The sequence below is a fragment of the Pseudomonas sp. F-14 TE3623 genome, assembly GCF_053629015.1.
Genome location: NZ_JBRJHM010000001.1, coordinates 6,164,143 through 6,191,085 on the forward strand (window position 1 = coordinate 6,164,143; position 26,943 = coordinate 6,191,085).

Genomic DNA, 26,943 nt, shown 5'->3' on the forward strand with positions numbered 1-26,943 from the left:
TTCAAGCGCGCTGCCACAGTTACGTGACAGTTTGATGAAGATTGCCGAGCGGTACGGCCGAGCGCGTTCGACCGTCGGTCATCGCTATAAAAATGGGGCGTAGCGTGGACGTAACCAGGCGTTTGATAAACGCACAATCCTATAACTATGTACCACCAGCCCCCCTCACAACTGACCTCTAATGGCCCCGATGCCGGAACACCCGGCCCTCTTGCCCTTTGGAGACCAGTCGCCATGTCCGACGCCACCAAGCCCTTACAGGCCGATTTCGGCTTTTCCCACCTGCTTGCACCCAGCCCCGATCAGAACCTGTTACTGACAGCTTCGGAACGCTGGCGCGACTGTCACCGACAATGGCTCGAACTCATGGAGCAAAGCCCGCAGGCACGCGCCTCGATTACGCGTTTGCTCAAAGACCATTGGGATCTGGATGGCAACCGGGTCGGTCTGGGCTTCTTCGCCGCCGGCAACCGGCCGGAACATTTTGTCAGCCTGACCCACGCCTGCGCCTTTGTGCTGCAACAGCCTGCGATCGAGGTTTCACTCGACGCACGTTGCGCGGTGACCGGTCTTGCACGGGAACACCGCCTCTTCGGCAAGCCCCCTTCCGAATTGCTCGAACAGCTGAAAAACCTGAACCCGGAGCACCTGCTCAATCACGACTGGGAGCGTTGGTGGAATGGCCGGGCGCCCGGGACGGCGGTATCGCGCAGAGCGCTGGCCATCCAGCTGTATCGCCAGCACTTCGAAGCCTCCAGCCAAGTGGCCCATGCCCAGCGCACTTTGACGGCCGAACAGATGAAGTCCCTGCTGACGCTGATCGATGCCCCCAGCGACAGTACGCTTGTCGACGCCCCTCCAATGACGATCAAGCAACTGGCGCTCAGGTTCGCTGACAGTCGCCGTGTCGAGTTGCCCGGGGTTCTGCTCATCAGCACCGAACAACCGGCCGCGCAATTGCTGTACTTGCCAGAGCAGCAACCGGCATGGAGGCACTTCCGGCACCGTCATGAGGTGGAAAACTGGCTGACCACACACCCGCACAATACTGCCGGAATGCCTCCACTCGACGGCATCAGCCTCGAATACACCCGCATCGTAACCACACCGCTGGCAGTCGACGCCGAGCAGCTGATTGCACGTGTATCGGTCGCCTGGATGAACAGCATTCGTCAGGGCAACGGCAGTGATATCGCCGAGCACGGCGCCACCGCGCTGGACGCCGCTGACCGACTGGATCGGCAACGCCGGCAAGAAGCTGTTTTTGCCGAGCCTGCCGAATGGCCGGCGGATACCCTCAGCGAGGAAGAGACCGGCGACAGCGTTCCGCAGTTCGGCTTGCTCACCCCCGACATTGCGCTGGACACCCGCCAGAGTGCCTTGGCGTATCACTGCGCAGCGCTCGAAACCCTGCTTGGCAAAGACTTCGCGGGGGGGCTGAATGACTCGCGCCTGCAGAACCTGAAAAAACACCTCGACGCCCTGGCGGCAGCAGAACAAGCCAGCCAAACCGCCGCCTCCGCATTGCTGGACAGCCGCGACGCGCTGAAGATGCTGGAACTGCGCCATGCATCGAATCCGCATTACACCGCGCTGTATCAGGCACGGCTAGCGGGGTTGCGCAGCGAGGCAGAGATTCAACTGACCCTGAACCAGCTCAGCCCTGAAGAACACCGCTGGGTTCAAGCGCTTCTCGATGCTCCCACTGCGCCGCGCAATGCAGATGTCGCGGTGGCGCGGCTGACTTTGTCGACCACTGAAGGCGACGGCGGCACTCAAAGCGAGGAACTGGACGGCGTGCTGTTGATCACGCATCCATCCGTGCTGCGCGGTGTCGCGCGACACAGTTTGTTGCTGTACTGGCCCGGCCGGTTCGGTGGCTTGCAGCATTTCGCCTCTCGGCGAGCATTGGAACAAGCACTGTTCAAACTGAGCGCCAACGACGAGGTATTGGCCTTGCACCTGAGCGAGTTGAGCGGCGACCCGTTCGAATATGCCCTGCAAAATCAGCTTTACCGCTGTGTACAGCAGGCGACACGACTGATTGCCGACAACCCCGTACCGGCCAAAACCCAGCAACGTACCGTGGCGCTGGAAAAACTGCGCGAACACACCCTCCCCCGTCTGACAGTGCCGATGCCCGCCGCGCGGGAACTGGCCTTCGCGCAACTCCTCGAGCAAAACCACAGTAGCGTCCTGGCTAAAGCACTGCCGCAGTGGCTCGGCACGCTATCCGATGCTCGGCGCTCGCAGTTCAAGCATCTGTTCAAGACGTACATTGCGGCGATGAAACGCTCCCATGAATTACTCGAGCGGGATCTGCCGCCCCGGGATGATTTCAGCAAAAAACGCATCGACACTCGCCTGCGTAAAGACTTTGCCCTCAAGCAAGACTTTGAGGTGATGCTGGACCTGCCCGATTCAACCACCTGGCAGAAGGTCATAACCGATGGCGCCGCGCCGGGAACGCCGCAAAAGAATGTGCTGATAGCCAGTAAAAACCGCAGCAAGCTGTCCCTCGCCGATCTGGCCCAAACCAATATCGATCAGGAATTATGGTGGCGACTGTCGCTCATGCAGGTCGAGATTTCTACGGATGACGAGGCAGAACGCCAGAAGCTGAAAACCGGCATCACACAACCCTATCTGCGCAAACTGATCACCGAGATGGATCTGGCCGGACATTACGAGACACAGATCCGCCACGCTTTTCTGGGCGCCCCCACCGCTTCGGCCTTCGACCTTGAATATCGCCGTGAAAGCCTGACCGAGCCATGGCGCCAGATGCTGAAACTGCAAGGCGAGTTTGCCCTGTTGCAACAACAGATCGACGCCCATGGACGGCAAGTGCTGAATATCGCGATTGAGCCCATACCTCACAAGCCTTTGCTGCCCAAGGCACGCGTATCGTGCTGCTGCCGGCCCACCTGACAGTGGGCGGTGAAGACACGCCGCATCAGGGCCCGAGCACTTTGTCTGGGGTCACTTTCATCGAGGAACAGGTCAGTGGCCTGACGCTGCTCTACCTGCCGGACAGCCCGGACGGTATCCACCTGCGCCAATACGACACCCTTGAGCAGGCACGCCAAAGCCTGTTCAACCTGTGCCTGCACAACAGCATGGTCAACTATTTGGCCGGGCGTGCCTTGCAAGGCGACTTCGCCCTTCACGTCAGTCGGATCAATGAGGCATTGCTGCGAAACTTCAATTCGCTGATCGGCGTCGGCATGGCGTGGCCGGCCACCACGTCGCTGGCGGCGCATCTGCTCAATGTGCATATGGGGCGTTTACTGGAAGCCCATCGAAGTACCTCACGCTCCAATGACGCCTTGTACCTGGAGCACTGCGCACTGAAGTCCGGCGCGATGTTCAACTATCTGAAAATGGCCTTTGGCATGGTGCCATTCGTGGGCTCGGCCATTGCCTTGTATGACGCTTGGGGCAGCGCCAATCTGGCGGTCGCTGCGTTCTTGCGTGGCGATGTCGGTCATGGTCTGGCCGAAGTGGAGGCGGTGTTGTTGTCGTTGATCGACGCTGCCATGGATGTGCTTCCGGGTGCCAACGCGGCTCCGGGTGCTGCCCGTGCAATAACGCGCCATCGTCAGTTACGCACAGTGGCCAGAAAGGCCGGTGCCTTGCAGATGCCCTCGCGCCAACAGGCCCGTCGCGTCCGTGATTACTTCTACGGCTACGAATACGAACACGAAATTTCTCTGGCTGATCTGCAACCTGCTACACACGGCATCTATCGCAATGTCTATCGGCATGCCGAGGGCGACTTCATGATCAGCCAGGGGCGTATCTACCGGATCGAGCTGAGCGATGCTCCTCGTGGCTGGCGCTTGCACGGCACTCGGGCCCGCGCCTATAAACAGCCGATCGCCCTTGATGAGACCGGCAACTGGAACACCCACTATGCGGTGTACGGCACATTGATGGAGGGCGGTGGCGTGGGCGGCGGTGCGGTGCTCGGGCATCTTGCCGACGGCATGGATCCGCTCTGGCCAGCGGTCATCAGGCGTTGGCTGCCCCGCTGGTGGGCTGATCGGACTGCGCGTCGTCTGGGGACATTGAAACACACCATCGACGCGAGTACCCGGCAGCTCACGACGCAGTCCAAAAAAACTAAAATCGACCTCATGGAATACTATGAAGCCGGCACGGAACAACGCATAAAACTGCAACCTTCCGTCGACGCTGCCTGTGCCAAAGACATCGACATCGCCCAGAACCAATACGCCAATCTGGAAGAACTGCGCAGTTTGGGCGGGCGACGACAAGCCCGGGAAATTGCTGAGGTTAAAAACAAATGCGCCTTTTTAGTGGTTGATCGCACCCTGTGCCGGATCGACCTGGCCAATCAGCGACTACAGGGCTGCCTCGACCGGATCGATGAATTCAATGAACTTTCCAACACCACACCCGCGAGCGATATCCGCAAACACCTGGACTTGATGGCGCAACGCACGGCGGTCCGTAAAGCTTTTCTTCAGGACCTCGAATACGCTTACACCGCGACCGAACAGGCCAACCTGTGGAATGGTCGAATCACCCTTAAAAACCAAAAACTGGAAATGGCCGATGATCTGGCGAAGGTAAACAAGGCGTTCAGCGGGACAAGCTACCGTTACCTGAAAGCCGCACACAGCCTCGAAATCATTACCCGATACGACGCCGTCCACGACCAGTCCTGGTTGTATTTTCATGTGCAGTTGAAAAACGCCAGGATCAAAGTGGATCGTGCCATGGTCACCCAGCACAACCTTCCGACCGTGCACGCCAACGTGACACAACGCCACAGAGTGCTGAAAGACGGTCTGGAGACTTACTCCAAATTCCGCCGCGACCTGAATGCCTGGGTACTGGGCTATCCGCAACACCTGGATAAGGAACAAGTCACCCGGTTTCTGGATAACCTGGCGAATCTCGAGACATCTGCTCAAAAAGTCTTGGGTAACCGCGCCTCCACCTCACCGAATGAAGTCGCATCCGGTAAAAAGTTTTTTGAGACCGAAGACAACCAGTTACTGATCGGCGTCGAAAAAACCGATGCGGTGACTCAGCAGAAGCGGTTCACCATCGAGGGGGTCGATGGGCACACGGAAACCTGGCTGCCGCGCTCAAGCGGCAAATATCACCTCAGCGAGCAATCTGTCGCCGTACAACGTCCGCAGCAGACAGATGTTCGGCCGTTACTGGCGGAGTCCCGAACACGGCTTGCTGCCATAGAAAACTACCAGAGCAAGGTCAAAGGATATGCCGATCAGGGCATGCTGCCGGTCGACCTTGAGCACATGATGAACAGCGAAGCTGACGAACTCATCATGCGGGCGCGGGACATCGAAGGACTGTCACCCACCGATCCGATCATCGTGCAATTGAAGGAGAAGGCGCGGGATCTTGCGCGTGCGGGACGCACCCTGCGCATCGAACAGTCCATGAACAGCAAAACCCCCACCGAGGGTTATCTGGACTACCTGCTGGAGCAACGGGTGGTGGACATTCGCAAGGAAGGCGCATTGCGCGATATCGGCAAGCGCCCGGACGGTCGACGGGATTTTCTGCAGGAGTATGAAGTTCGCGATTTGACCCGACAGCCGCCGCAACCGCTGTGGTATGCGCACTTTCATTACACCTCGGCGAAATCACCGTTCAACGAGTTCGTCAAAGGTCATCTGAAATTGCCTGAACAACGCAACCTGGGCCTGCAATGGCAACAGGCTCAAGCCAACAGCGGCGCTCAGGTGGAGTCAATCTGGCGGGGCGACATCGGCAAACCGCTGGCGCTCAAACATTTTCCACAGCTGTGAAGAACGACAACGGAGCGCCCGAAGCGCTCCGTTGCCAGCCAATAACTGGAGATGTCAGGCCAGCTGACTGCGATGAGGATTACCGAGTGGTCAGACATGACCTCAAGCCAGCCGCTGGTCAGAAAACCGTTTGCACCTGTTATTTCTGACAGTAGCACCTTTATGGTTTTTCCCGCTCAATGGGTCTGACGCGCAGTTACCGCACCGGTTCGCGCGCCCTCACGTGAATCGGAGAACGCCATGACTGCCTTTTTCATTTACCCCCCAGAGCAACTCGCGGTCCTGAAGCAAGAAAGCCCGCAACACCGGGTCGACTTGTTTGCCGAGGTCAGGTCGGGTGGCCTGTTCACGGAGAATGGAATACTCAGACTATTCCCCATTCTGATTCCCGGCTGGCATGTGGTTGACTATCCTGCGGCATCGCACGGGATCAATGCCGACAAGACCGCAAATCCTGGGCCGGGATGGTGGGCACTGATCCCTTCCTATTTATTGATGGAGGAAGGCGACACAATTAACCTGTATATGGGTAAGCGACTGGAACCCGGTCAGCTTCCAGACCCGGCAGATCAAGGCACATTGATCAAGACTACGATCGTCCCGCAAAACCACAACAACGAAGATATCTTCAGTTTCATTCATGAACGCTTTATCGAAAGACCGGGTATCCATCTGATGTGGTACACCATCGAGCGCACCAGTGGGAATCTGGAACGTTCGGATGAGATAACCGTGTGGTTCAAGACGACTTACCCGGACAGCCTTGATCCGACCGGAAAATCCGATGAACGCGTTACTTTGCGGGCGCCAGTGTTTCCGGCCATTATCGATGAGGCGATGGTAGAGGCTGGTGTTGATGTCGTTATTCCCGCTTGGCTAATCATGACCGTTGGTGACGTTATTACCCTCTGGTTTGGCAATCAAATCATCGAATACATCCTCAAGAGTGAAGAGGTCGGTCGGGACATCGTGATATTTGTGGCGTCTGCCATCCTCAAGTTGATCGGTCCCGCTGACCCGTTGTTGGCGAAATACCAGATCCGTGACCAAGTACACAACAGCAGCCTTACGTCCAAAACAGGTGAAGGAAAACTGGTTCCGGATGTCACCTACCTTGAAGCACCTTCAGTTCCTGGCTCAGTCAACAATGTGCTCAAAATCGACGATCTCAATGGCGAACCCATGAAAGTTGAAGTCTTCGTGGAGCGTGCCGACGCCATCGCTGGAGACAAGGTGGTATTGACCCTTTACGACTCCACCACCGGACTCACTCAGTCCTATGGTCCGATGGATTACCAAAGAGGCATCGTCACGTTCGAGGTGCCTTACGAAACAGTGAAGGCTCTGGCGATAATCAAACTCGACTACGAACGCATAAGAGTATCGGCGGGCATAGAGGAACGAACCCCGTCCTACTCCTGTTTTCTGGAGCTGATCGGCGAAAAGTACCGCGCTCCCGCCCCCACTGCCCCGCAAGCTCACGGAGCAGTCTTATCGTCAGACTTGCCAGAAACCGTTGTCTACGCCGGGCCGGGAATTGAAGGTTTGGTGGTCGGTGACAAGGTGAGACTGACCTGCTTGAGTACAAGCGCCGGCGGCACCACTCGCCTGCAAACCTACGAACGGTTTGTCACCTCGTCAATGGAGATTCCAGGGGTAGGGATCGTGGTGCCATTCGATTGGGAAACCACACATCTTGATACCTTTCAGAACGGTTCGGCCAAGCTGTCCTATACGGTCACCGGCATCGGACATGCCACAGCCCTGGAATCCTACGTCAGTTGGCTGCGCATCGCTCAAGTGACACATACCCTGGGCGTCGTCGATGTCGGCAAGGATGAAAACGGGGTACTCGATCCGAAAGACACTCCCTACGGCACTCCGGCCATTTGCCCGGCGACGGCCCACACGCGGATTGGCCATGAAGCGGAGATCCAGGTCCGAAGAGACGACGGCACCCTCGTATTTATGGACTCATTGCCGGTTACCGCAGACAACGTCGGCAAAGACCTTGAATTTCGGTTCTCGCTGGAACTCATCAAGTCACTGTTCAATCTAGTGATCCGTGTGTACTGGTTTATCAAACGCCCCGGGGAACTGCCGCTGACAGCACCCGAACTGGTGTTGCGAATCGGATCCAAGGCGTTGGTACTGCCGCCACCCAAGCTAGTGCAGGCTTCGCCTGGCAATATCATCAACCCGCAGAACACTCAGAAAAATGCCACGGTTGAAGTCAGCTATACCGGAATGGACCCCAGCCATCGCGTCACCCTCTTCGTCATAGGGCGCGAGGGTTTTGGCAGCCCAATCCTTGCGACACTTCAAGGAAGCGCCAGTGGATTGTTGTTCTTCACGCTGCTTCTTACCGCAATACCCGCCAATATGCGGACATTCATGTCCTTTCGGTATGTCGTGACTCAGGAAGGGATACATGACCAAAGCTCCCCGGTCACCAAGTATGAAGTCACCTCCATTCCCGCTCCCGAAATCAACTACCCGCGCATGAGCATTGCCGAGGCACCGGATCACAAGGTGCTCAATCTCAACAAGTTCACAGGTGACGCTCACTGGACGCTGATCCCTTGGCTGTTCATTGCCGTTGGGACCCTAATGCGCGTAGCCCTGAGCGGCCAGAAACAGGACGGCAGCGAGTACGTGATCATGCTGTTCGACGGCGTCATCAACGCCAATCATGTCAACGCTGGACTAAGCGGTGTCATCGACCGGGCGCAACTCAAACAGTACAAGGACGGTACGCAAGTGTTCGGTTTGTCGGTGGCCAACTTCAGCGACAGGGGTGGTGCCGATACGTTCTTCCCCATGCGGGAACTGACGATCAAAACCGAAATGCCGGCCAAGCCGGTGATAACCCAACTGATCGATGAAGCCCCCCCTATTCTTGGTCAGGTCGTCAACGGCGGCAGCACCGACGATACAAGGCCGCGGTTAATTGGCACAGGTACGCCGGGCAGCAAAGTCATCCTGAAAAAGAACAGCGTTACTCTGGTCACCCTCACAGTTGACCCCAACGGTATCTGGAATGAGAAAGTGAATCTGGGCTTGGGCAAACACACGCTGACCGCCACAGTCGAAGGCAGCAATCCGGCAGAGGTCTCCGCCCCGTGGGTGGTGACAGTGATTCAGGACTATGTTCACTTCACCGGTTTTGAGCATGATACCAACGGATGGGCCATAGGCGAGGCGGGCCGACTATCCGGGCGGGTCCTCCAAAATATGTACGTGGTCAATACTACGCACCCAGGCAATCACGCCGGTGAGTTGCTGTTAAAACACCATCCTTTGATCAAAGGCGCGAGATATCACTTTTCCTGTTACGTGTATAACTTTGCGATCAACAGTTACGACACAGATCCGAAGCTACGCTTACGAGTGGACGCCAACCTGGATATTGGTCCTATTCCAGTGCCTAAGAGAACATGGAAGCTGATAGAGGGTAGCTTTGTCGCCGTCACAAGTGGCATGACGATCTTCAGAATCTTCAACCTTGAAAATCAGAACATCGGCAACGATTTCTACCTCGACCATCTGCAAGTCAAACAGATCGGCAACGGTACACAGGCATGAACCATTCGGGCTCACAAGAGTTATGCCGCACAAAACAAAACCGCCTCTGATGCCAGAGGCGGTTTGTTTGCCAGTTCTCCAATCAAGCCCGTTGACTGCGCAACTGCCGCGCCGCCGCCACCATGTTGACCAACGCCGCCTCAGTCTCCGGCCAGGCACGGGTCTTCAACCCGCAATCGGGATTGACCCACAACCGCTCGGCCGGAATTCGCTTCACCGCTTTGCTCATCAACTTCACCATCTCCGCGGTGTCCGGCACCCGTGGTGAGTGGATGTCATAGACGCCCGGGCCAATGTCGTTCGGGTAGTCGAACGCTTCGAAGGCTTCCAGCAGTTCCATGTCCGAGCGCGAGGTTTCGATGGTGATCACGTCGGCATCCATGGCGGCGATGGACTGGATCACGTCGTTGAATTCGCTGTAGCACATGTGGGTGTGGATCTGGGTTTCGTCGCGCACGCCCGATGCACTCAGACGGAAGGCTTCCACCGCCCAGTCGAGGTATTCCTGCCATTGCGCCCGGCGTAGCGGCAGCCCTTCACGGAACGCGGCTTCGTCGATCTGGACGATTTTGATGCCGGCGTTTTCCAGGTCCACCACTTCATCGCGCAAGGCCAGGGCCAGTTGCTGCGCCTGAATTTTGCGCGAGACGTCTTCGCGCGGGAACGACCACATCAGCATGGTCACGGGACCGGTGAGCATGCCTTTCATGACCTTGTCGGTCAGGCTCTGGGCATAGGTGATCCAGTCGACCGTCATCGGCTTCGGACGGCTCAGGTCGCCATAAATTATCGCCGGTTTGACGCAGCGCGAACCGTAGCTCTGGACCCAGCCGAAGCGGGTGAACAAGTAGCCGTCCAGTTGTTCGGCGAAGTACTCGACCATGTCGTTGCGCTCGGCTTCACCGTGTACCAATACGTCCAGGCCCAGGCGTTCCTGGATTTGCACGGCGTGGCGGATTTCGCTGTGCATGGCATCGGTGTAATCGTTGGCCGACAGCTTGCCTTGCTTGAAGGCCTGGCGCGCCAGACGGATCGAACCCGTCTGCGGAAACGAGCCAATGGTGGTGGTCGGGAACGCCGGCAGTTTCAACCGTGCCTGTTGTTGTTCGATGCGTTTGGCAAACGGCGAGTGACGTTGGCTGTCCGCTGCGCCGATGGCGTTGATTCGGGCTTGAACATCCTCTTTGTGGATACGCGAAGATTGGGCGCGACTGGCCGCAATGGCGCGGCTTTCCGCCAGGGCGGTTTGTACTTTGGGCGCTTGCGGGTCGTTGAGGGCATCACGCAGCACGGCGATTTCACCGCACTTCTGCACGGCAAACGCCAGCCAGCTTTTCAGTTCCGGATCGAGTTGGTCTTCACGATCCAGGTCCACCGGGCTGTGCAGCAGCGAGCAGGAACTGCTGACCCACAAGTTATCGCCAAAACGCTCCTGAGCCGGCTGCAGTTGCGCGAGGACTTGCTCCAGCTCGCAGCGCCAGACGTTGCGGCCGTTAACCAGACCTACCGAGAGAATCTTGTAGGTCGGCAGGCGATCCAGCACTTGGCCAAGTTGATCCGGCGCGCGCACCGCGTCGATGTGCAAGCCTTGCACTGGCAGGCTGACAGCCAGGCCAAGGTTGTCTTCCAGGCCACTGAAGTAGGTCGCCACGAGTTTTTTCAGCGGCGAGTATTGGAGGATGTGATAAGCGCGCTCGAAGGCATTTTTCCAGGCCTGTGGCAGGTCGAGGGTCAGGATCGGTTCGTCGATCTGCACCCACTCCACGCCTTGGGCAGCAAGGCGACCGAGGATTTCGCCGTAGATCGGCAGCAGGCGCTCCAGCAGGTCGAGTTTGTCGAAGCCATCACCCTTCGCCTTGCCCAGCCACAGGTAAGTCAACGGGCCGATGATCACCGGTTTGACGTTGTGGCCAAGGGCCTTGGCTTCTTCGACTTCGTCGAACAGCTGTTCCCAGCTCAGTTTGAACTGTTGATCAGCGCTGAACTCCGGGACCAGGTAGTGGTAGTTGGTGTCGAACCACTTGGTCAGTTCTTGAGCATATTGCGCCTTGCCATGATCACCGCCGCAGCAAGCCGCGCTAGCGCCACGGGCCATGGCGAACAAGGTGTCGAGTGTCGGCAGGCCACGGGAATCCTTGGCACTGTCGAAACGCTCGGGGATGACACCGAAGGTCAGGGAGTGAGTCAGCACCTGGTCGTACCAGGCGAAGTCGCCCACGGGCAGCAGGTCGATGCCAGCGTCTTTTTGCAATTGCCAGTGGGTAGCACGCAATTGATGGCCGACGCTTTTCAATGCGTCCTGATCGAGGTCACCCTTCCAGTAGGATTCGAGGGCTTTTTTCAGTTCGCGGTCGGCGCCGATGCGCGGAAAACCGAGTGTGTGGGCCAAGGCCATGGTAAGAGTTCTCTCTATAAAGGACGCTATAAAACATGGTGCTATTGTCGACAGCCCACCCAGCATGAGACAAACTCAACCTTTTCGTGTTGATCACAAGTTTTCCTCATGGAGCCCCCGGTGCTTGAAATCCGTCACCTGAAAACCCTGCACGCCCTGCGCGACGCCGATAGCCTGGTGGATGCGGCCGACCGCTTGCACCTGACCCAGTCGGCACTGTCCCACCAGTTCAAGGAGCTGGAAGAGCGAATGGGCATGCAGCTGTTCGTGCGCAAGACCAAACCGGTGCGTTTCACCAGTGCCGGCTTGCGCCTGCTGCAACTGGCCGACGCCACCCTGCCATTGCTGCGCGGCGCCGAGCGTGACATTGCGCGGCTGGCCGGCGGCACTGCGGGGCGTTTACACATGGCGATCGAGTGCCACAGTTGCTTTCAGTGGCTGATGCCGACCATCGACCAGTTCCGCGATGCCTGGCCGGAAGTCGAGCTGGACCTGGCCTCGGGCTTCTCCTTCGCCCCGCTGCCGGCGCTGGCCCGGGGCGACCTGGACCTGGTGGTGACCTCCGACCCGCTGGAACTGGTCGGGATCACTTACGTGCCGTTGTTCACCTACGAAGCCATGCTTGCAGTGGCTAATCAGCATCGTTTGGCGAGCAAACCGTACATCGTGCCCGAAGATTTGCTCACGGAAACCTTGATCACCTACCCGGTAGAGCGTGATCGGCTGGACATCTTCACCCGCTTCCTCGAACCGGCTGACATCGAACCAGCCCAGGTGCGCACGTCGGAACTGACGGTGATGATGATGCAACTGGTGGCCAGCGGTCGCGGTGTCTGCGGCATGCCTCATTGGGCGCTGCATGAATACAGCTCACGGGGTTATGTGAAGGCTAAACGGCTGGGGGAAAAAGGCTTGTTCGCGACGCTCTACGCCGGGATTCGCGCCGACATGCTTGATGCTCCATACATGCGCGACTTTTTGCTGACGGCCAAGGACACGTCGTTTTCGACGCTGGATGGGGTTAGTGCTGTTCGCTGAAACCCTGTCGATTCTGATCAAAGTTGAAGGGTGATTGTTCAGGCCTCATCGCGGGCAAGCCCGCTCCCACAAATATCTACTTTGACCAGAAAATTTGTGAACGACATCGATTACTGTGGGAGCGGGCTTGCCCGCGAAAGCGGTGTGTCAGCCGACATCAATGCTCGATTTGAAACCGTCTTCGCGGGCAAGCCTCGCTCCTACAAGGGATCGGGGTGGTTTTAGAGTTCGCGCCACATATGGATCTTGTCGAAGTAGTCTTCGCCGACCCGCACTGCCAGCGGCTCAAGCCCGAACTGCACGAAGCCGCAACGCTGATACAGCTTGAAGGCGGCTTCATTACCGGCGGTGACGGTCAACTGGATCAGCCTCAGGCCCTGATGGGTCTGCGCTTCAACCAACGCGGCCTGAACCAATTGATAGCCGAGTCCTCGCTGGCGAACCGCACCCGAAACGTACATGCCAAACAGCGTCGCCTTGTGCCGGGCCTTTTCCCGAGGTTCGAACGCCAGGCCGACGATGCCCGCCAACTTGCCCTCCTCGAACGCACCAAGTACCCGGTCCAGCTTGCTGGTCAGGCGCGATTCCCACCAACTCAGCGGCATCACCGCGCGCTCGCGCACGCTGGAAGTAAACGCCTGAGGATGCAAGTCATAGGCCTCAAGCATCAGCGCCCGATAATCCAGGGCATGACTGGCATCAAGCCGTTGAATCCACATCTTCAGGCCGCTCGCCGTTGCTCAAGCATCAAGCGCACCGCCAACCCGGACAGCACGAAGCCCATGAAGTAACGTTGCATCGCCAGCCAGTTCGGGTTGTTGACGAACCAAGACGCGATGCCCGCGGCAAACAGCGCGATCAGCAGGTTGACGCTGAAGCTCACGCTGATCTGGGTCAGGCCGAGGATGATGCTCTGGGTAAACACCGAACCGTGCTCAGGGGTAATGAACTGCGGAAACACCGACAGGTAAAACACCGCGATCTTCGGGTTCAGCGCGCTGGTGAGAAAGCCCATGGTGATCAACTTGCGCGACGAATCCGCCGGCAACTGCTGCGCCTCGAACGGCGAGCGCGCACCGGGCTTGACCGCCTGCCAGGCCAGCCACAGCAAGTACAGCGCGCCGGCCCACTTCAACACTTCATAAGCCATCGGCACTGCCACGAACACCGCGGTCAAACCCGCGGCGGCCGCGAACAGGTGCACTAAAAACCCCGCGACCACGCCGAGCAACGAAGTCACCCCGGCCTTGCGGCCCTGGCAGATTGAACGAGAGATCAGGTAGATCATGTTCGGCCCGGGCGTGAGCACCATCAACAGCGCCGCGGCGGCGAAAATCAGCAAGTCTTGAAGCGGGATCATGGGCATCCTCCGTCCTTGGACGATCAGGCAGTTTCGATCAGTGAGGCTCGATAAAACGGCAAGATCAGGTCCCGTGTCAATGGCGCCAGCGTGACATCGCCGTCGGTGGCCGGATCGATCCAGCGCACCTCTTCGATCTCCGCCGCTGGGGAAACGTGCGAATCGATGGTCAGTTGATAGAGTTCGGCCTGTACGACATAACCCGGCTCATTGGCGGCCGGTGCCGAGAATTGCCCCAGGTAGGCAGCGTGCGCCGGATCGATGACCAACCCCAGTTCCTCTTCCAGCTCACGGGCGAGGGCATGGACCGGTTGCTCATGGGCCTCGATCTTGCCCCCCGGCTGCATGAACGCCTGGGTGCCGCGCTTGCGCACCAGCAGGGTGCGACCGTCGGGGCCGATCAGCAGGGCAGCGGCAATGCGGATGAGGCGGGGCGAAGCAGCGGATGAATGCGTCATGAATCAGGATTGGCCTTGGGTAAAAGCAGCAAGGATCACATGCATGCCGGTTCTTCGTCACGCCGAAAAAGCATTTGCCTAGCGCCAAACTGTGGGAGCGGGCTTGCTCGCGAAAGCGGTGTATCAGCCAACATTAATGTTGAATATAAAACCGTCTTCGCGAGCAAGCCCGCTCCCACATTGGATCTGTGCAAAGGCCAGGAAGCTCAACTCGTCTCGAGAAGCGCGCCCTCCACCTCCTCCGGTACTTTCACGAAAATGCTGTACTTGGCACTTTCCATCGCCTCGAAAGCGATCAACTTCTCCACCAGCGGCCCATTCAACACCTTGCCGGCATTGAGCAGCAGCATGCCATTGTCGGCATTGAGATTGCGCGCCAGGATCATGCCCGCCACCAGATCCCGGGTGGTCAGTACCTTGACCGTCGGATCGGCCAGCGTCACGTCGCTCAGATAAGCCGCGCAGACCTGAATGAAATCCTCCACCAGTTCCGGGTCGTAGAGGCGACCGGCGTACTGGCGGATATACACCAGGGCTTCATCGCTGTTCATCTGTCGTTCAAGGATCAACCCGCGCTGCAACTCGATGAAATCCACCGCCAGTTTCAGCAACCGCGAACCGAACGGAATCGCTGCGCCCTTGAGCCGATCAGGAAAACCGCTGCCGTCCCAACGCTCCTGGTGATGCAGGATCAGCCGAACGGCATCCTTCATGGGGTCGAGCGTCATCAGCAGCGACTCACTCTGCTTTGGATAACCCCGATAGCGCTCGCGGTCATTGTGATGCAGCAAATCCGAAGGCGTGCTCATCATGCTGTCGGTCCAGCTCAATTTACCGATGTTGTAGAGCGCCGCTGCCATGGTCAGGTCACGACTGGTGCCTTCGTCCAGGCCATGGAGTTTGCAGTACACCCGCACCAGTTCGATGATCTGCCGGTTGGTCTGTTTGGCGGGCGGCAGGCGCAGGTTGGCCAGCAACGAAAACACTTCGGTGCCAGTGACATAGCTGCGTTTGAGTTCTTCATAGGCCAGGTCCAGCATGTCGGCGGTCTGCTGCAGCTCGCTGGTGCGGGCCGCGACGTGTTTTTCCAGTGTGGCGTTAAGCTGCTTCAGTTTCTCGTTCTGATCCCACGCCTCCTGCACCAGACGCAAGCGTTCACGCTCGGAATGCTGATAGGCAAGTGATTGTCGCAGGGTCAGCAGCATTTCCTCATCGTGCCAGGGTTTGCTGATGTAACGATGAATCTGCCCTTCATTGATGGCTTTGATAATGGCCGACGGATCGGCATAACCGGTCAGCATGATCCGGGTAGTGTCGGGGTAATGCTGATGGATGTACGCCAGCAGTGTAGCGCCGTCCATATTGGGCATCCGCGCGTCACTCATCACCAGATCGATCGGCTGCTGCGCCATGATCTCCAGAGCCTGGGCACCGCTGGTGGCCAGCAGCACCTCGTAGGGTTGGCCGCGCAACAGGCGGCGCAGGCTGTTGAGAATCGACTCCTCATCGTCGACCAGCAATAACTTGGGTTTATAGGTCATAGTCGTGGGGAGTTGCTCTTCCATGGCATTACCTCAAGAAATCGTGTGTCTTTAATGTCGCGCGCGGGGCGAACGTCCTGACGTTCCCGAGCCTGACCTACAGGCTAGATGATTTTCAGCCCGACCCCGGAAATGATTCGTTTCAGTCAACCGGGCGAAGTGCCGGCCTGGCGACTATGCTCAGATCACTCGGATCCAGAACGATACTCGCTCCATCCAGCGATCAGGGAAGGGATACCCTCTATGAGCTCATTGCACCAACCTGCTGTCAGTACAGGCGCATGTCAGTGAACACGCTACTTGCGCGCATTAATCGTCGGATTCTCATTGTCGATGACACCGCGTCGATCCATGAGGATTTCGCCAAGATTCTCAGCCCGCCATCGATCGAAGACGACAGCCTGATCAGCGCCGAAAACGCCCTGTTCGGTACCACGGCGTCGGTATCGTTGCAAAGTTTCGTCATCGATTCCGCGTTTCAGGGCCGCGAAGCGCTGGACAAGGTCGAGAGCGCGCTGGCGAATGACTCGCCCTACGCGATGGCCTTCATCGACATGCGCATGCCGCCGGGCTGGGACGGCCTGGAAACCATCGAACGTTTGTGGCAAGTCGATCCCAAGTTGCAGGTGGCGCTCTGCACCGCGTATTCCGACTATTCCTGGGAAGACATCGCCGAGCGTCTGGAACTGGGCGATCGCCTGCTTATCCTGAAAAAGCCTTTCGATGCCATCGAAATTCGCCAGATGGCCAGCGCATTGACCGCCAAGTGGCAAATGACCGAAGACGCGGCGCTGAAAATGTCCTTGCTGGAGCTCGCGGTCGAAGAGCGTACCCGGGAGCTGTCCGACGCCAACATCATCGTGCAGAACAGCCCGACCATTCTGTATCGGCTGCGGGGCGAACCGTCGTTTCCGTTGATGTACATCTCCCACAACATCACCAAATACGGCCATATCGCGGCGGCCCTGGTGGCCTCGTCCAACTGGGCGCAGGAGCTGATCCATCCCGACGATCAATCGAAAGTCGATACGGCCATGGCCCGGGTGCTGGACCGCCATGCGGCAGGCGCTTCCATCGAATTCCGGATGCGCACCGGCGACGGTGACTGGCGCTGGGTCGAAAACCGCTATATCCCGGTGCGCGACGATGAAGGCCGCTTGCTGGAAGTCGAAGGCATCATCATCGACGTCACCGAACGCAAACTGGCCGAGGAAAAAATCGCCCTGCTGGCCCGTACCGACGGGCTGACCGGGCTGGCCAACCGCGCGACGCTGATCGAGCGATTGCACCAGGCATTCGCCGCCGCCCGGCGCGGGGCCACACCGTTCGCCATGTTTTACCTGGACCTGGATCACTTCAAACGCATCAATGACACCCTGGGCCACCCAGTGGGTGACCTGCTGTTGCAGGAGGTCGCCAGGCGCATCAAAAACTGCGTGCGCGAAAACGACGTGGTTGCCCGCCTGGGTGGCGACGAGTTCGCGATACTGCAGCTGGATGTCGGCGATCCGACCCAATCAGCGGCCCTGGCCGCCAAGGTCCGCGATGCACTGGTGCTGCCCTACTCTCTGGCCGGCAATGATGTACGGGTCTCGGTCAGCATCGGCATCAGCAGCTACGCCCCGGTCAGCCTCAGCGCCGACAGCCTGTTGACCCAGGCCGACATGGCGCTGTATCGCTCCAAGGAAAAGGGCCGCAACCAGTACCACTTTCATTCCGAGGAGATCAATCAGGAAGTGGTCGAGCGCATGACCATCGCCAACGACTTGAAAACCGCCATCGAACACGACGAACTCGAACTGCGTTACTGGCCGGAAGTAGACCTGAGCAGTGGCAAGATCCTCGGCATGGAAGCGCAGGTCAGCTGGAACCACCCTCAGCGCGGGTTGCTGGAAGCCCAGGCGTTTCTGCCCGCGGCGGAAAAAACCGGCACCATCGTCGCCCTCGGTCACTGGGTGCTGGAGCGCGCCTGTCGGCAAATGCGCCAGTGGCGTGACGAAGGCATGGCGCCACCGGTGGTGGCGATAAAACTGTCCCTGGCTCAGCTCAAGAGCGGTCCCGAGCTGATCTATGACGTGTTACGCACCACCGCGCGTTGGGAACTGTGCCCGTGGGACCTGCGCTTCGACGTCACCGAAGCAACCCTGGCCCAGACCAAGTGGACGCACAACGATGTACTGCCGCGCCTGCGTGAACTCGGGGTGAAAATCGCCATCGACGACTTCGGCACCGAATACTCCTCGTTCGATTACCTCAAGACTTATCAGGTCAATCACCTGAAACTCGCCCAGACCTTCATCGACATGGCCGCACGCGACCCGGCCAGTGCGACCACCTTGCGGGCCATCATCAATTTCGCCCGCGAAGTAGGGATCGGCATTATCGCCGAGGGCGTCGAAACCCAGGAGCAACGCAGTTCGCTGATGGCCACCGGCTCACCGATGAACGCCCAGGGTCACTACTTCAGCCAAGCGGTCAGCAGCCAACAAGCCGCCGAGTTGCTGAAGGCCGGGAGCATCGTGCACGCCAACCACGGAACCGGAGCGATACCCGACGACCCGCGGCGTGCCACGGAGGACAAGGAATGAAAACTCCGTTCGTCCAGGCTAACCGGCGCATTCTGATCATCGACGACACGCCTTCGATCCATCAGGACTTTCGCAAGATTCTCGGCCCGGATACCGACGACGAACAAACCCTCGCCGGCACTGAAGCAGCGCTGTTCGGCAGCCCGCAGTCCTCACGGCTGGTGTTCCAGCTCGACTCCGCCTATCAGGGCGAGGAAGCGCTCGAACTGGTCAAGCGCGCCCAGGCACAAGGTCGCCCTTACGCCATGGCGTTCACCGACATGCGCATGCCCCCGGGCTGGGATGGCCTGGAAACCATCGAACGGCTCTGGAAGGCGGATCCTCACCTGCAAATCGCGCTGTGCACGGCCTTCTCCGATTACACCTGGGAAGCCATGGCCGAACGACTAGAGTTCGGCGATCAGTTGCTGGTGCTGAAAAAGCCCTTCGACAGCCTGGAAATCCGCCAGATGGCCAGCGCCCTGACCTGGAAGTGGCAGATGGCGCAGGACGCGGCCATGAAAGTGCAGACCCTGGAGCAAACCATCGAGGCCCGGGTCCATGAGCTGCTCAAGGTGTCGCACTTGTTGCAGTACGACGTATTGACCGAATTGCCCAACAGCACCTTGCTGGGCGATCGGCTGAACCAGTCACTGGCCCTGTCCAGACGCCATGACAAACAACTGGCCGTGATGTTTCTGGGGCTCGATCGCTTCAAGCGCATCAATAATGCCTTGGGTCACCCGACCGGTGACGAGATGCTCAAACGTGTCGGGCACAACCTGGTGGCCTGCGTGCGCGCGTCCGACTCGGTGTTTCGCTACGGCTCCGATGAGTTTGTGGTGATCCTGGCTGACATCCACCATCCCCAACAGACCAAGGGCATCGCCGAAAAGCTCCTGAACGCCATACGTGCGCCTCAACACATTGCCGGCCACGACCTGAGCGTGACAGCCAGCCTGGGCATCAGCATCTATCCCGAGGACGGTTTCGATGCCATCGCACTGATCAAAAAAGCCGAAACCGCCATGCGCAACGTCAAGGAAAGCGGCCCGAACGATTTCAGCTTTTTCATCGATGAGATGAACCAACGCGCCCGGGAACAGCAGAGTATCGAATCGGGCATTCGCCTGGCGCTGGAACGCAACGAGTTTGTCCTGCACTACCAGCCCAAACTCGACCTGGGCAGCGGGAAGGTGGTCGGCGCCGAGGCATTGATCCGCTGGCAAAAGCCGGGGCACGGCTGGATTTACCCGACAGATTTCATCGGTGTGGCCGAAGACAGCGGCTTGATCGTACCGTTGAGCAAATGGGTACTTGCCCAGGCCTGCCAACAAGCCCGTGCCTGGCAGGCGAAAGGCCTGCCGAAGCTCTGCATGTCGGTGAACGTATCGGCCATCGATTTCCGCCAGCGGGACTTTGTCGAAGGTGTCGAACAGATACTCAAGCAAACCGGTATGGACCCCACCTTACTGGAGCTGGAAATTACCGAAGGCGTATTGATGCAGAATATCGATGCCACGATGGTCTCGCTGAATCGCCTCAAGGCATTGGGCGTGCGGCTGGCTATTGATGATTTCGGCACCGGCTATTCCAGCCTGAGTTACTTGCAACGGTTTCCCATCGATGTGTTGAAAATCGACCAGTCATTCATTCGTGGCCTGAGCCAGGACAGCAATGACGCGGCCCTGGTCAGCGCTATCATCAGCCTGGGCAAAAGCCTCAAACTGACCATCATTGCCGAAGGGGTGGAAACCCTTGAGCAACTGAATTTTCTCAAGGGCCTGCAGTGCGAGGAAGGCCAGGGTTATTACTTCAGCAAAGCCGTGGAGCCGGACGCCTTCGTGCAATACTTGATGTCTGTGCAGCACGCTCCATCCGCCGCCACATGAACGATAAGCAACGACACCCAGGGCCCTGCGCCAAGGAATCATAAGATGTCGAGCCCCTTCTACTACCTGCTTCTTGCACCTCTACTCGGATGTTGTCTGATAGCCAACGGCGCACCGCTGGACGAACCGCTCAAGCCCTTGCCCACGGTGCCCGAGCTGAATCCCTTGCAAGTCGAACTGGGGCGTCGGTTGTTCAACGAGCCACGCCTGTCGGTCAACAACACCCTGTCGTGCGCCAGTTGCCATCGTCTGGAAGCCGGGGGGGCTGACGCCAAGGCATTTTCCATCGGCTTCAACGGCGCCCCCTTGACGATCAACACCCCCACCGTCTTCAACTCAAGTCTGAATTTTCGCCAATTCTGGAACGGTCGCGCCGACACGCTGGAAACACAAGTTCACGAAGTGGTGCAGAGCCCCAGCGAAATGGGCAGTCATTGGGAGCATGTTGTTAGGACACTCACCTCTGACCCGGCTTACAAAAGCGCTTTCGCCCAGGCCTACCCGGACGGCGTGACCATGAACAATGTGCAAAAAGCCCTGGCCACCTATGAGCGCACGCTGATCAGCGCCAACTCACGTTTCGATCAATACCTGCTGGGCAATACCGAGATTCTGACGACCGAGGAGAAATACGGTTACCAACGCTTCAAGGACTATGGCTGCATCGCCTGCCATCAGGGGGTGAACATCGGCGGCAACATGTTCCAGAAATTCGGAGTCATGGGCGATTACTTCCAGGTGCGGGGCAACCCCACCGAAGCCGATCTGGGCCGCTATCTGGTCACCAAGGCTGAAGAGGACCGCAACGTGTTCAAGGTTCCGAGCCTGCGTAACGTCGCCGTGACCGCGCCATACTTTCATGACGGCTCGGCCAAGACGCTCGAAGACGCGGTAGATGTGATGTTCAAGTTCCAGCTCGGTCGCGTGCCCTCTGACCAGGACAAGACCTTGATTATCAAATTCCTCAAGACCCTGACCGGTGAGTGGGGAGGCAAACCTTTATGAAAACATACCACCGTCGCAACCTGGCATTGCTCAGTGGCGTGGCCTTGCTATTGGCTTCGACATTGCTGTTTCTGTACCTCAAATCAAGCTCCGACCAGACCTCGACGTACGCCGAGTCCCGGGGCCTGATCGGCCAGATCAAACAGTTCAACGCGCAGTGGGAAACCGAGATTCTCAAATCCCGAATTGCCATCAGCCACAATTACGATCCGCTGGTGGCACCGCTGACCGAGATAACACACCTGTGGGAGCGGTTCGAGACCATGGAATCCACTCATGGCCGCAATGACTCGCCGACCTGGCGTGCCAGCCATGATGCCTACCACGCCGCCATTCAGGAAAAAACCCGGCTGGTGGAGCAGTTCAAATCCCATAACGCGGTGCTGCGCAACTCACTGGCGTTTTTGCCCACTGCCGAAGACGACATTCAGGAACCGCTTACCCGACTGCTCGACGAAGACAAACTGCAACTCCAGAACATTGCCACCGACACCTACGACTTGCTGCTCAGCAGCCTGGAGTTCGCCCAGGTCACCTCCGACGACAAAGCGGCCGATATCCTGGTCGGGCTGAACAAACTGAAGGTGAACAAGGAACGATTACCGGAGCAGTTTCATAGCCCGATCGATGTCTTGAGCAATCACATCGCGCTGATCCTGCGGGAACAACCCGTGGTCAATCGGCTGCTGCAAAACATCGAAGCCGTTCCTGTAGCCGCACGGCTGGACGACATTACTGCTCTGCTGAACAAGGATCAGCAGCAAACCGAGGCGGCCAACCGGCGCTACCACCTCTACATGCTGGTGTTTTCGACGCTGCTGGTACTGGTGCTGGTGTACATGGCAATTCGCCTGATGCGCAGCTTCGGGGAGATCAACCGGGTCAACAAAGAACTGCAAACTGCCAACGACGTACTCGAACAACGGGTCGAAGAGCGCACCCGCGAACTCAAGGATACTCAGAGCGAATTGCTCGACACCGCACGCCAGGCCGGCATGGCTGAAATCGCCACTAACGTGCTGCACAACGTCGGCAATGTGCTCAACAGCGTAAACATCTCGGCTGACCTGGTCACCCGCAAACTGCGGAGCAGCAAGGCCCAGGGATTGGCCAAGGCGATGCATCTGATCAACGAGCATCAAGGCGACCTGGGCACCTTTTTGACTCAGGACGAGAAAGGAAAACTGCTGCCCGGTTACCTGAACCAACTGGTGGACGCCATTGCCCTTGAACAACAGGGCATGACCGACGAACTCGCTCAGTTGAGCAAAAGCGTCGACCACATCAAGGACATCGTCGCCACCCAGCAGTCTTATGCCGGTGCCAACAGCCTGGTGGAACCGCTGTACATCAGCGAACTGCTGGAGGACGCCCTACGGATGAACGCCGGCGCCCTGACCCGGCATCACGTCACGGTGGTCAAGGAGTACGGCGACGTACCGCAAGTCATGGGCGACAAACACCGGTTGTTGCTGATCCTGATCAACCTGATCAGCAACGCCAAATACGCCATGACCGACCTCAGCAATCGCCCCCGGCAAATGACCCTTGGGGTGAAAGTCGTCGAGGACACGATCCTGCAAATCAGCGTCAAGGATGATGGCGAAGGCATCGACCCGGAAAACATGACACGGATCTTTGCCCACGGTTTTACCACCCGCAAGGAAGGTCACGGCTTCGGCCTGCACAGCTGTGCCCTGGCCGCGATCGAGATGAACGGCCATCTCACCGCCCACAGTGACGGGCCAGGCAAAGGTGCACTGTTCACTTTGCAGATCCCGTTGAAACCCGTCATGGAGAAAGCATGAGCGATCTTTCGAACCGACGCATTCTGCTGATCGACGACACGCCGTCCATCCATGAAGACTTTCGCAAGATCCTCACCCCTGCATCGGAGCAGCATGTAGAACTGGACGAAATGGAGGCCGCGCTGTTCGGCAACGAAGTGAAGTCCGCCAGCGCCTTGTTCGAACTGGACTCTGCCTATGGCGGTCAGGAGGGTCTGGGCAAACTCATCCAGGCATTACAGGAAAACCGCCCCTACGCGCTGGCTTTCGTCGACATGCGCATGCCTGAAGGCTGGGATGGCGCGCAAACTATCGAACACCTGTGGCAGCAAGACCCGCAACTGCAAGTGGTGGTGTGTACCGCCTATTCCGACTATTCCTGGGATGAACTGCTGGAACGCTTGCACGCCCACGACCGCCTGCTGATTCTGAAAAAGCCGTTCGACAACATTGAAGTCCAGCAGATGGCCAACACCCTGCTCACCAAATGGGAAATGACCGAACGGGCGTCCATTCAGATGAGCCATCTGGAGCATCTGGTGGATCAACGCACGGCCCAGTTCAAGCAGGCCAGCGAGGCGTTGCAGCGGGAAATCGACGAGCGCAAACAACTGGAAAGCCAATTGGTGCAGTCGGAGAAACTCGCTTCGCTGGGGCAACTGGCGGCGGGCGTCGCCCATGAAATCAATAATCCCATCGGCTTCATTTCCTCCAACCTTGGCGCCCTCGATGGCTACTTCAAGCAACTGCAGGACATGCTCGATGCCTATCGGGAGGCGGAAAACGCCATTGGCTCAAACGAGGTCATCGAACGACTCGGTCAAGTACGTGAACGGGTGGAACTGGACTTTCTGCGCGAAGACATTCCGCTGCTGATCAAGGAATCCAAGGAAGGCATCGGCCGGGTCGGGCAAATCGTCAAAGACCTGAAGGAATTCTCCCGCGTCGACTCCAATCAGGAATGGCAGTGGACCAATCTGCAACAAGGCATCGAGTCAACCCTGAACATCGTCGCCAATGAACTCAAGTACAAGGCCGATGTTGTGAAGGAGTTTCAAAAGCTACCCGATATCGAATGCCTGCCGTCGCAAATCAATCAGGTAATCATGAACCTGATCGTCAATGCCTCTCAGGCGATAGGGCCGGAACGGGGCACCATCACGCTACGCACCGGGCTGGAAGGTGAAACGGTGTCGATCGAGGTCGTGGACACGGGAATAGGCATCGAGCCGGACAACCTGCAAAAAATATTCGACCCGTTCTACACCACCAAACCGGTGGGCCAGGGGACAGGGCTCGGGTTATCCCTGTCCTATGGCATCGTGAAAAAACACCGGGGCGATATTTCGGTACGTAGCGAAGTCGGGGTAGGCAGCACCTTTCGGGTCGAATTGCCGGTGCGGCAATCGAAAGCGGCTGTCTGACCAGCCGAACAAGGGATCAAATCTCAATCCGGGCTGTTTTCGTTTTTTCTCCAGGCGCAGAATGCCTGACATCCTGTTTCTAACACAGGAGATCTCTGTGGCGAGGGGGCTTGCCCCCGTTCGGCTGCGAAGCAGCCGTAAAACCTGCAAATGAGATCTGTCAGGAAGAATGCAGTGAATCGTTTGGGACTGCTGCGCAGTCCAACGGGGGCAAGCGAACGCCAACCTCATCGGATGGTTGGCTTAACACCAAGGAAGGACACGATGCTGAAAGTAATCGCTCAAGATTTCATCAAACCCGAATACGTTGAAACCGTTCGCCCGTGGTACGCCGAACTGGTCGAGAAGACTCGATTGGAGCCTGATTGCATTGCTTACGACCTGTTCATCGATCAAAAAGACCCGGGGCACTTTATCTTCGTCGAACAATGGCCGAATAAGGCGGCGCTGGATGCTCATTGCCAGTCTGAGCATTTTCGGCGTCTGGTGCCGCAGATCAACGGTTACCAGGCGAGGGATTGTATTGTTGTGCTGATGGATGCGTTCTGACGCCAGCCTCAAGGGTGGTTGGCGTTACATCAAGAATGAACAAGCGGGCTTCACTGTCCCCTGCCTTTAGCGTCAGCACATGTTTCCAGTGTTTGGGAAACAATGCGTCATGTTCAGGGCGCGCGTAGCCCGTTACCCACCAGATCCGCCTGGTATTGAGTTTCAAGGTTGAAAAATCGTTGAAGAGAATCGAGTGCAGGTGACGGGGGATGAGTGCCCAGCCACCGTATTCGGCGGTTCCCCACAGGGCGCCTGTCGGTGTTTTGAAGGCGTATAGCCTCGGCTGAATACCGGTCGAGTTGTAGTACGTGAACGGCAAGTACCAATACAGGTTATCGACGATGATTTCGTCACCCGGACGGGCTTCGTGGCCAAGACCTTCGACCACCGCGTCCAGCCTTGCGTCTTTGCGAATGCTTGTCCCGTTCATCTCATCCGTTTGTGCATAGACCGCCGAAAGCCCATGGACTTCTGCCAATAAAACCAAAGCCATGCCGACAGCGGCAAGAACGGTGTGGCGTTGGCTCCATGTATCTAGCGCGAGCGCAACGATAAGGGGTAACGCGGCGGCAGCGAACACCAGGTACCTGGCGTTGAATACCGGCACGATCAGCGACACCAGAAAAACGGTCAGCACCGGCACAAAGAAATAGCCCACCAGCAAGACGCTGAAAGGTCGCTCATTGCGTGTTTTGAGCAGCACCGCAGCGGCGCAAACGACGATCAACACCGAGGGCAACGCACGCCATAAGGATGAGTAACTGGCCGAATCCCCCATCATCACCAGTTGCCAAACGAAGGTCAGCGCTGTTTGCCAAGTGAGCGGCGGTATCCATTCGAGCCCGTCCATTCGCAGCAATTGATCGATGAAATGAGGAATCCAGGGCAGGTACAACACAACGATTGCGCTGTTGGCCACGAGCCACGCACGAAACGATATTGCCGTGGGTCGACCGCCATCTCGCACTCGCCACCAACAAAGCCAATGAACCAAAACGCACAGCGCAGCGAAGTAATGCGTATAGAAAGCAGCTGCCATCAGCAGTACGTAAAAAAACGGATAGCGTTTTTGATCCGGTGCCTTGATCCAGCACACCAGCGCCACGGTCGCGCCCATCAGCCAAAAGCCGAGCAAGGTGTACATTCGCACTTCCTGGCTATAGCGCACCGACATCGGCAGCAACGCCAACAACACCGCCGCTATCCAGGTCGCCTTTCGCGTCGTCACCAGGCTCATCAATTTAATGCACAGCAACAGCGTGCCGACATCGGCCAATGCACTCAGGGATCGTGCAGCCAGCACGCCATTGCCGAACAGCAACATCCAGAAATGCAGCAAAACGTAATAAAGCGGCGGATGAACATCCCGCGCTGTCGTGGCCCAGATATACGCAGGCGAACCCTCGGCCAGCAGCAGGCTGTAGGCCTCGTCATACCAGATGACCGGCACGGTGATGGAGTGAAACCTTGCGAATAACGCGAGGACGATCACCGCCACCAGACCTGCCCTGTCAGCCATCCGGGATGGAAAA

The 26,943-nt window shown here is 58.0% G+C and carries 16 protein-coding genes; 10 read left to right on the forward strand and 6 right to left on the reverse strand.

What is annotated here, in order from left to right; genetic code table 11:
* Positions 1-234: 234 nt before the first annotated feature.
* From AB7M29_RS28560 to AB7M29_RS28570, 3 genes are all read left to right on the forward strand, one after another.
* Positions 235-2,931, forward strand: a complete 2,697-nt coding sequence (locus AB7M29_RS28560; protein ID WP_454248514.1) for a dermonecrotic toxin domain-containing protein — start codon at positions 235-237, stop codon at positions 2,929-2,931.
* On the forward strand, positions 2,910-5,810 hold the full coding sequence (locus tag AB7M29_RS28565; protein WP_454248515.1) for a hypothetical protein: 2,901 nt from the start codon (positions 2,910-2,912) through the stop codon (positions 5,808-5,810). Before AB7M29_RS28560 ends, AB7M29_RS28565 begins: the two co-directional genes overlap by 22 nt.
* Before the next feature lie 240 nt (positions 5,811-6,050).
* Positions 6,051-9,395: a hypothetical protein gene (locus AB7M29_RS28570; protein ID WP_454248516.1), complete on the forward strand. Its 3,345-nt coding sequence runs from the start codon at positions 6,051-6,053 to the stop codon at positions 9,393-9,395.
* An 82-nt stretch (positions 9,396-9,477) separates the two neighbouring features.
* Here AB7M29_RS28570 and metE read toward each other — a convergent pair whose 3' ends face one another.
* Positions 9,478-11,790, reverse strand: coding sequence for a 5-methyltetrahydropteroyltriglutamate--homocysteine S-methyltransferase (gene metE, locus AB7M29_RS28575; protein WP_454248517.1), 2,313 nt, complete (start codon positions 11,788-11,790; stop codon positions 9,478-9,480).
* A 120-nt stretch (positions 11,791-11,910) separates the two neighbouring features.
* Between metE and metR the strand changes: the two genes are divergently transcribed.
* A complete protein-coding gene (gene metR / locus AB7M29_RS28580) occupies positions 11,911-12,828 on the forward strand; it encodes a transcriptional regulator MetR (protein WP_052966183.1) in 918 nt (305 codons plus the stop codon).
* A gap of 221 nt (positions 12,829-13,049) precedes the next feature.
* Here the strand turns inward: metR and AB7M29_RS28585 are convergent, their stop codons facing one another.
* The 4 genes from AB7M29_RS28585 to AB7M29_RS28600 form a co-directional block, all read right to left on the reverse strand.
* A complete protein-coding gene (locus AB7M29_RS28585; RefSeq protein ID WP_454248518.1) occupies positions 13,050-13,547 on the reverse strand; it encodes an N-acetyltransferase family protein in 498 nt (165 codons plus the stop codon).
* A 2-nt stretch (positions 13,548-13,549) separates the two neighbouring features.
* Complete coding sequence (locus tag AB7M29_RS28590) at positions 13,550-14,188, reverse strand: LysE family translocator (protein ID WP_008012224.1); 639 nt, start codon at positions 14,186-14,188, stop codon at positions 13,550-13,552.
* Positions 14,189-14,211: 23 nt separating this feature from the next.
* Positions 14,212-14,646: an NUDIX hydrolase gene (locus AB7M29_RS28595; RefSeq protein ID WP_448725090.1), complete on the reverse strand. Its 435-nt coding sequence runs from the start codon at positions 14,644-14,646 to the stop codon at positions 14,212-14,214.
* Between the two features lie 206 nt (positions 14,647-14,852).
* A complete protein-coding gene (locus tag AB7M29_RS28600) occupies positions 14,853-16,211 on the reverse strand; it encodes an HD domain-containing phosphohydrolase (protein WP_454248519.1) in 1,359 nt (452 codons plus the stop codon).
* A 257-nt stretch (positions 16,212-16,468) separates the two neighbouring features.
* Between AB7M29_RS28600 and AB7M29_RS28605 the strand changes: the two genes are divergently transcribed.
* From AB7M29_RS28605 to AB7M29_RS28630, 6 genes are all read left to right on the forward strand, one after another.
* The gene (locus AB7M29_RS28605) at positions 16,469-18,775 is read left to right on the forward strand and encodes an EAL domain-containing protein (RefSeq protein ID WP_448725092.1); all 2,307 of its coding nucleotides are present in this window, start codon (positions 16,469-16,471) and stop codon (positions 18,773-18,775) included.
* Positions 18,772-20,646, forward strand: a complete 1,875-nt coding sequence (locus AB7M29_RS28610) for a putative bifunctional diguanylate cyclase/phosphodiesterase (RefSeq protein ID WP_217854357.1) — start codon at positions 18,772-18,774, stop codon at positions 20,644-20,646. The genes AB7M29_RS28605 and AB7M29_RS28610 overlap by 4 nt, the downstream gene beginning before the upstream one ends.
* Positions 20,647-20,691: 45 nt before the next feature.
* Complete coding sequence (locus AB7M29_RS28615) at positions 20,692-21,651, forward strand: cytochrome-c peroxidase (RefSeq protein WP_454248520.1); 960 nt, start codon at positions 20,692-20,694, stop codon at positions 21,649-21,651.
* Positions 21,648-23,459 (forward strand): DAHL domain-containing protein, encoded by a 1,812-nt coding sequence (locus tag AB7M29_RS28620; protein ID WP_454248521.1) that lies wholly within the window; start codon positions 21,648-21,650, stop codon positions 23,457-23,459. The genes AB7M29_RS28615 and AB7M29_RS28620 overlap by 4 nt, the downstream gene beginning before the upstream one ends.
* The gene (locus tag AB7M29_RS28625; RefSeq protein WP_217854360.1) at positions 23,456-24,862 is read left to right on the forward strand and encodes an ATP-binding protein; all 1,407 of its coding nucleotides are present in this window, start codon (positions 23,456-23,458) and stop codon (positions 24,860-24,862) included. The genes AB7M29_RS28620 and AB7M29_RS28625 overlap by 4 nt, the downstream gene beginning before the upstream one ends.
* 264 nt (positions 24,863-25,126) lie before the next feature.
* Entirely contained in the window at positions 25,127-25,411 is a 285-nt protein-coding gene (locus tag AB7M29_RS28630; protein ID WP_454248522.1) for a putative quinol monooxygenase, read from the forward strand.
* On the opposite strand, the gene AB7M29_RS28635 is transcribed toward AB7M29_RS28630, so the two are convergent.
* Complete coding sequence (locus AB7M29_RS28635; RefSeq protein ID WP_454248764.1) at positions 25,359-26,930, reverse strand: glycosyltransferase family 39 protein; 1,572 nt, start codon at positions 26,928-26,930, stop codon at positions 25,359-25,361. The two genes, AB7M29_RS28630 and AB7M29_RS28635, sit on opposite strands and share 53 nt — an antisense overlap.
* Positions 26,931-26,943: the final 13 nt, after the last annotated feature.

Coding starts and splice junctions, on each gene's coding strand:
- AB7M29_RS28560 (WP_454248514.1), top strand. CDS start 235: ATGTCCGACGCCACCAAGCCCTTACAGGCCGATTTCGGCTTTTCCCAC.
- AB7M29_RS28570 (WP_454248516.1), top strand. CDS start 6,051: ATGACTGCCTTTTTCATTTACCCCCCAGAGCAACTCGCGGTCCTGAAG.
- metE (WP_454248517.1), bottom strand. CDS start 11,790: ATGGCCTTGGCCCACACACTCGGTTTTCCGCGCATCGGCGCCGACCGC.
- AB7M29_RS28585 (WP_454248518.1), bottom strand. CDS start 13,547: ATGTGGATTCAACGGCTTGATGCCAGTCATGCCCTGGATTATCGGGCG.
- AB7M29_RS28590 (WP_008012224.1), bottom strand. CDS start 14,188: ATGATCCCGCTTCAAGACTTGCTGATTTTCGCCGCCGCGGCGCTGTTG.
- AB7M29_RS28595 (WP_448725090.1), bottom strand. CDS start 14,646: ATGACGCATTCATCCGCTGCTTCGCCCCGCCTCATCCGCATTGCCGCT.
- AB7M29_RS28600 (WP_454248519.1), bottom strand. CDS start 16,211: ATGGAAGAGCAACTCCCCACGACTATGACCTATAAACCCAAGTTATTG.
- AB7M29_RS28605 (WP_448725092.1), top strand. CDS start 16,469: ATGTCAGTGAACACGCTACTTGCGCGCATTAATCGTCGGATTCTCATT.
- AB7M29_RS28610 (WP_217854357.1), top strand. CDS start 18,772: ATGAAAACTCCGTTCGTCCAGGCTAACCGGCGCATTCTGATCATCGAC.
- AB7M29_RS28615 (WP_454248520.1), top strand. CDS start 20,692: ATGTCGAGCCCCTTCTACTACCTGCTTCTTGCACCTCTACTCGGATGT.
- AB7M29_RS28620 (WP_454248521.1), top strand. CDS start 21,648: ATGAAAACATACCACCGTCGCAACCTGGCATTGCTCAGTGGCGTGGCC.
- AB7M29_RS28625 (WP_217854360.1), top strand. CDS start 23,456: ATGAGCGATCTTTCGAACCGACGCATTCTGCTGATCGACGACACGCCG.
- AB7M29_RS28630 (WP_454248522.1), top strand. CDS start 25,127: ATGCTGAAAGTAATCGCTCAAGATTTCATCAAACCCGAATACGTTGAA.
- AB7M29_RS28635 (WP_454248764.1), bottom strand. CDS start 26,930: ATGGCTGACAGGGCAGGTCTGGTGGCGGTGATCGTCCTCGCGTTATTC.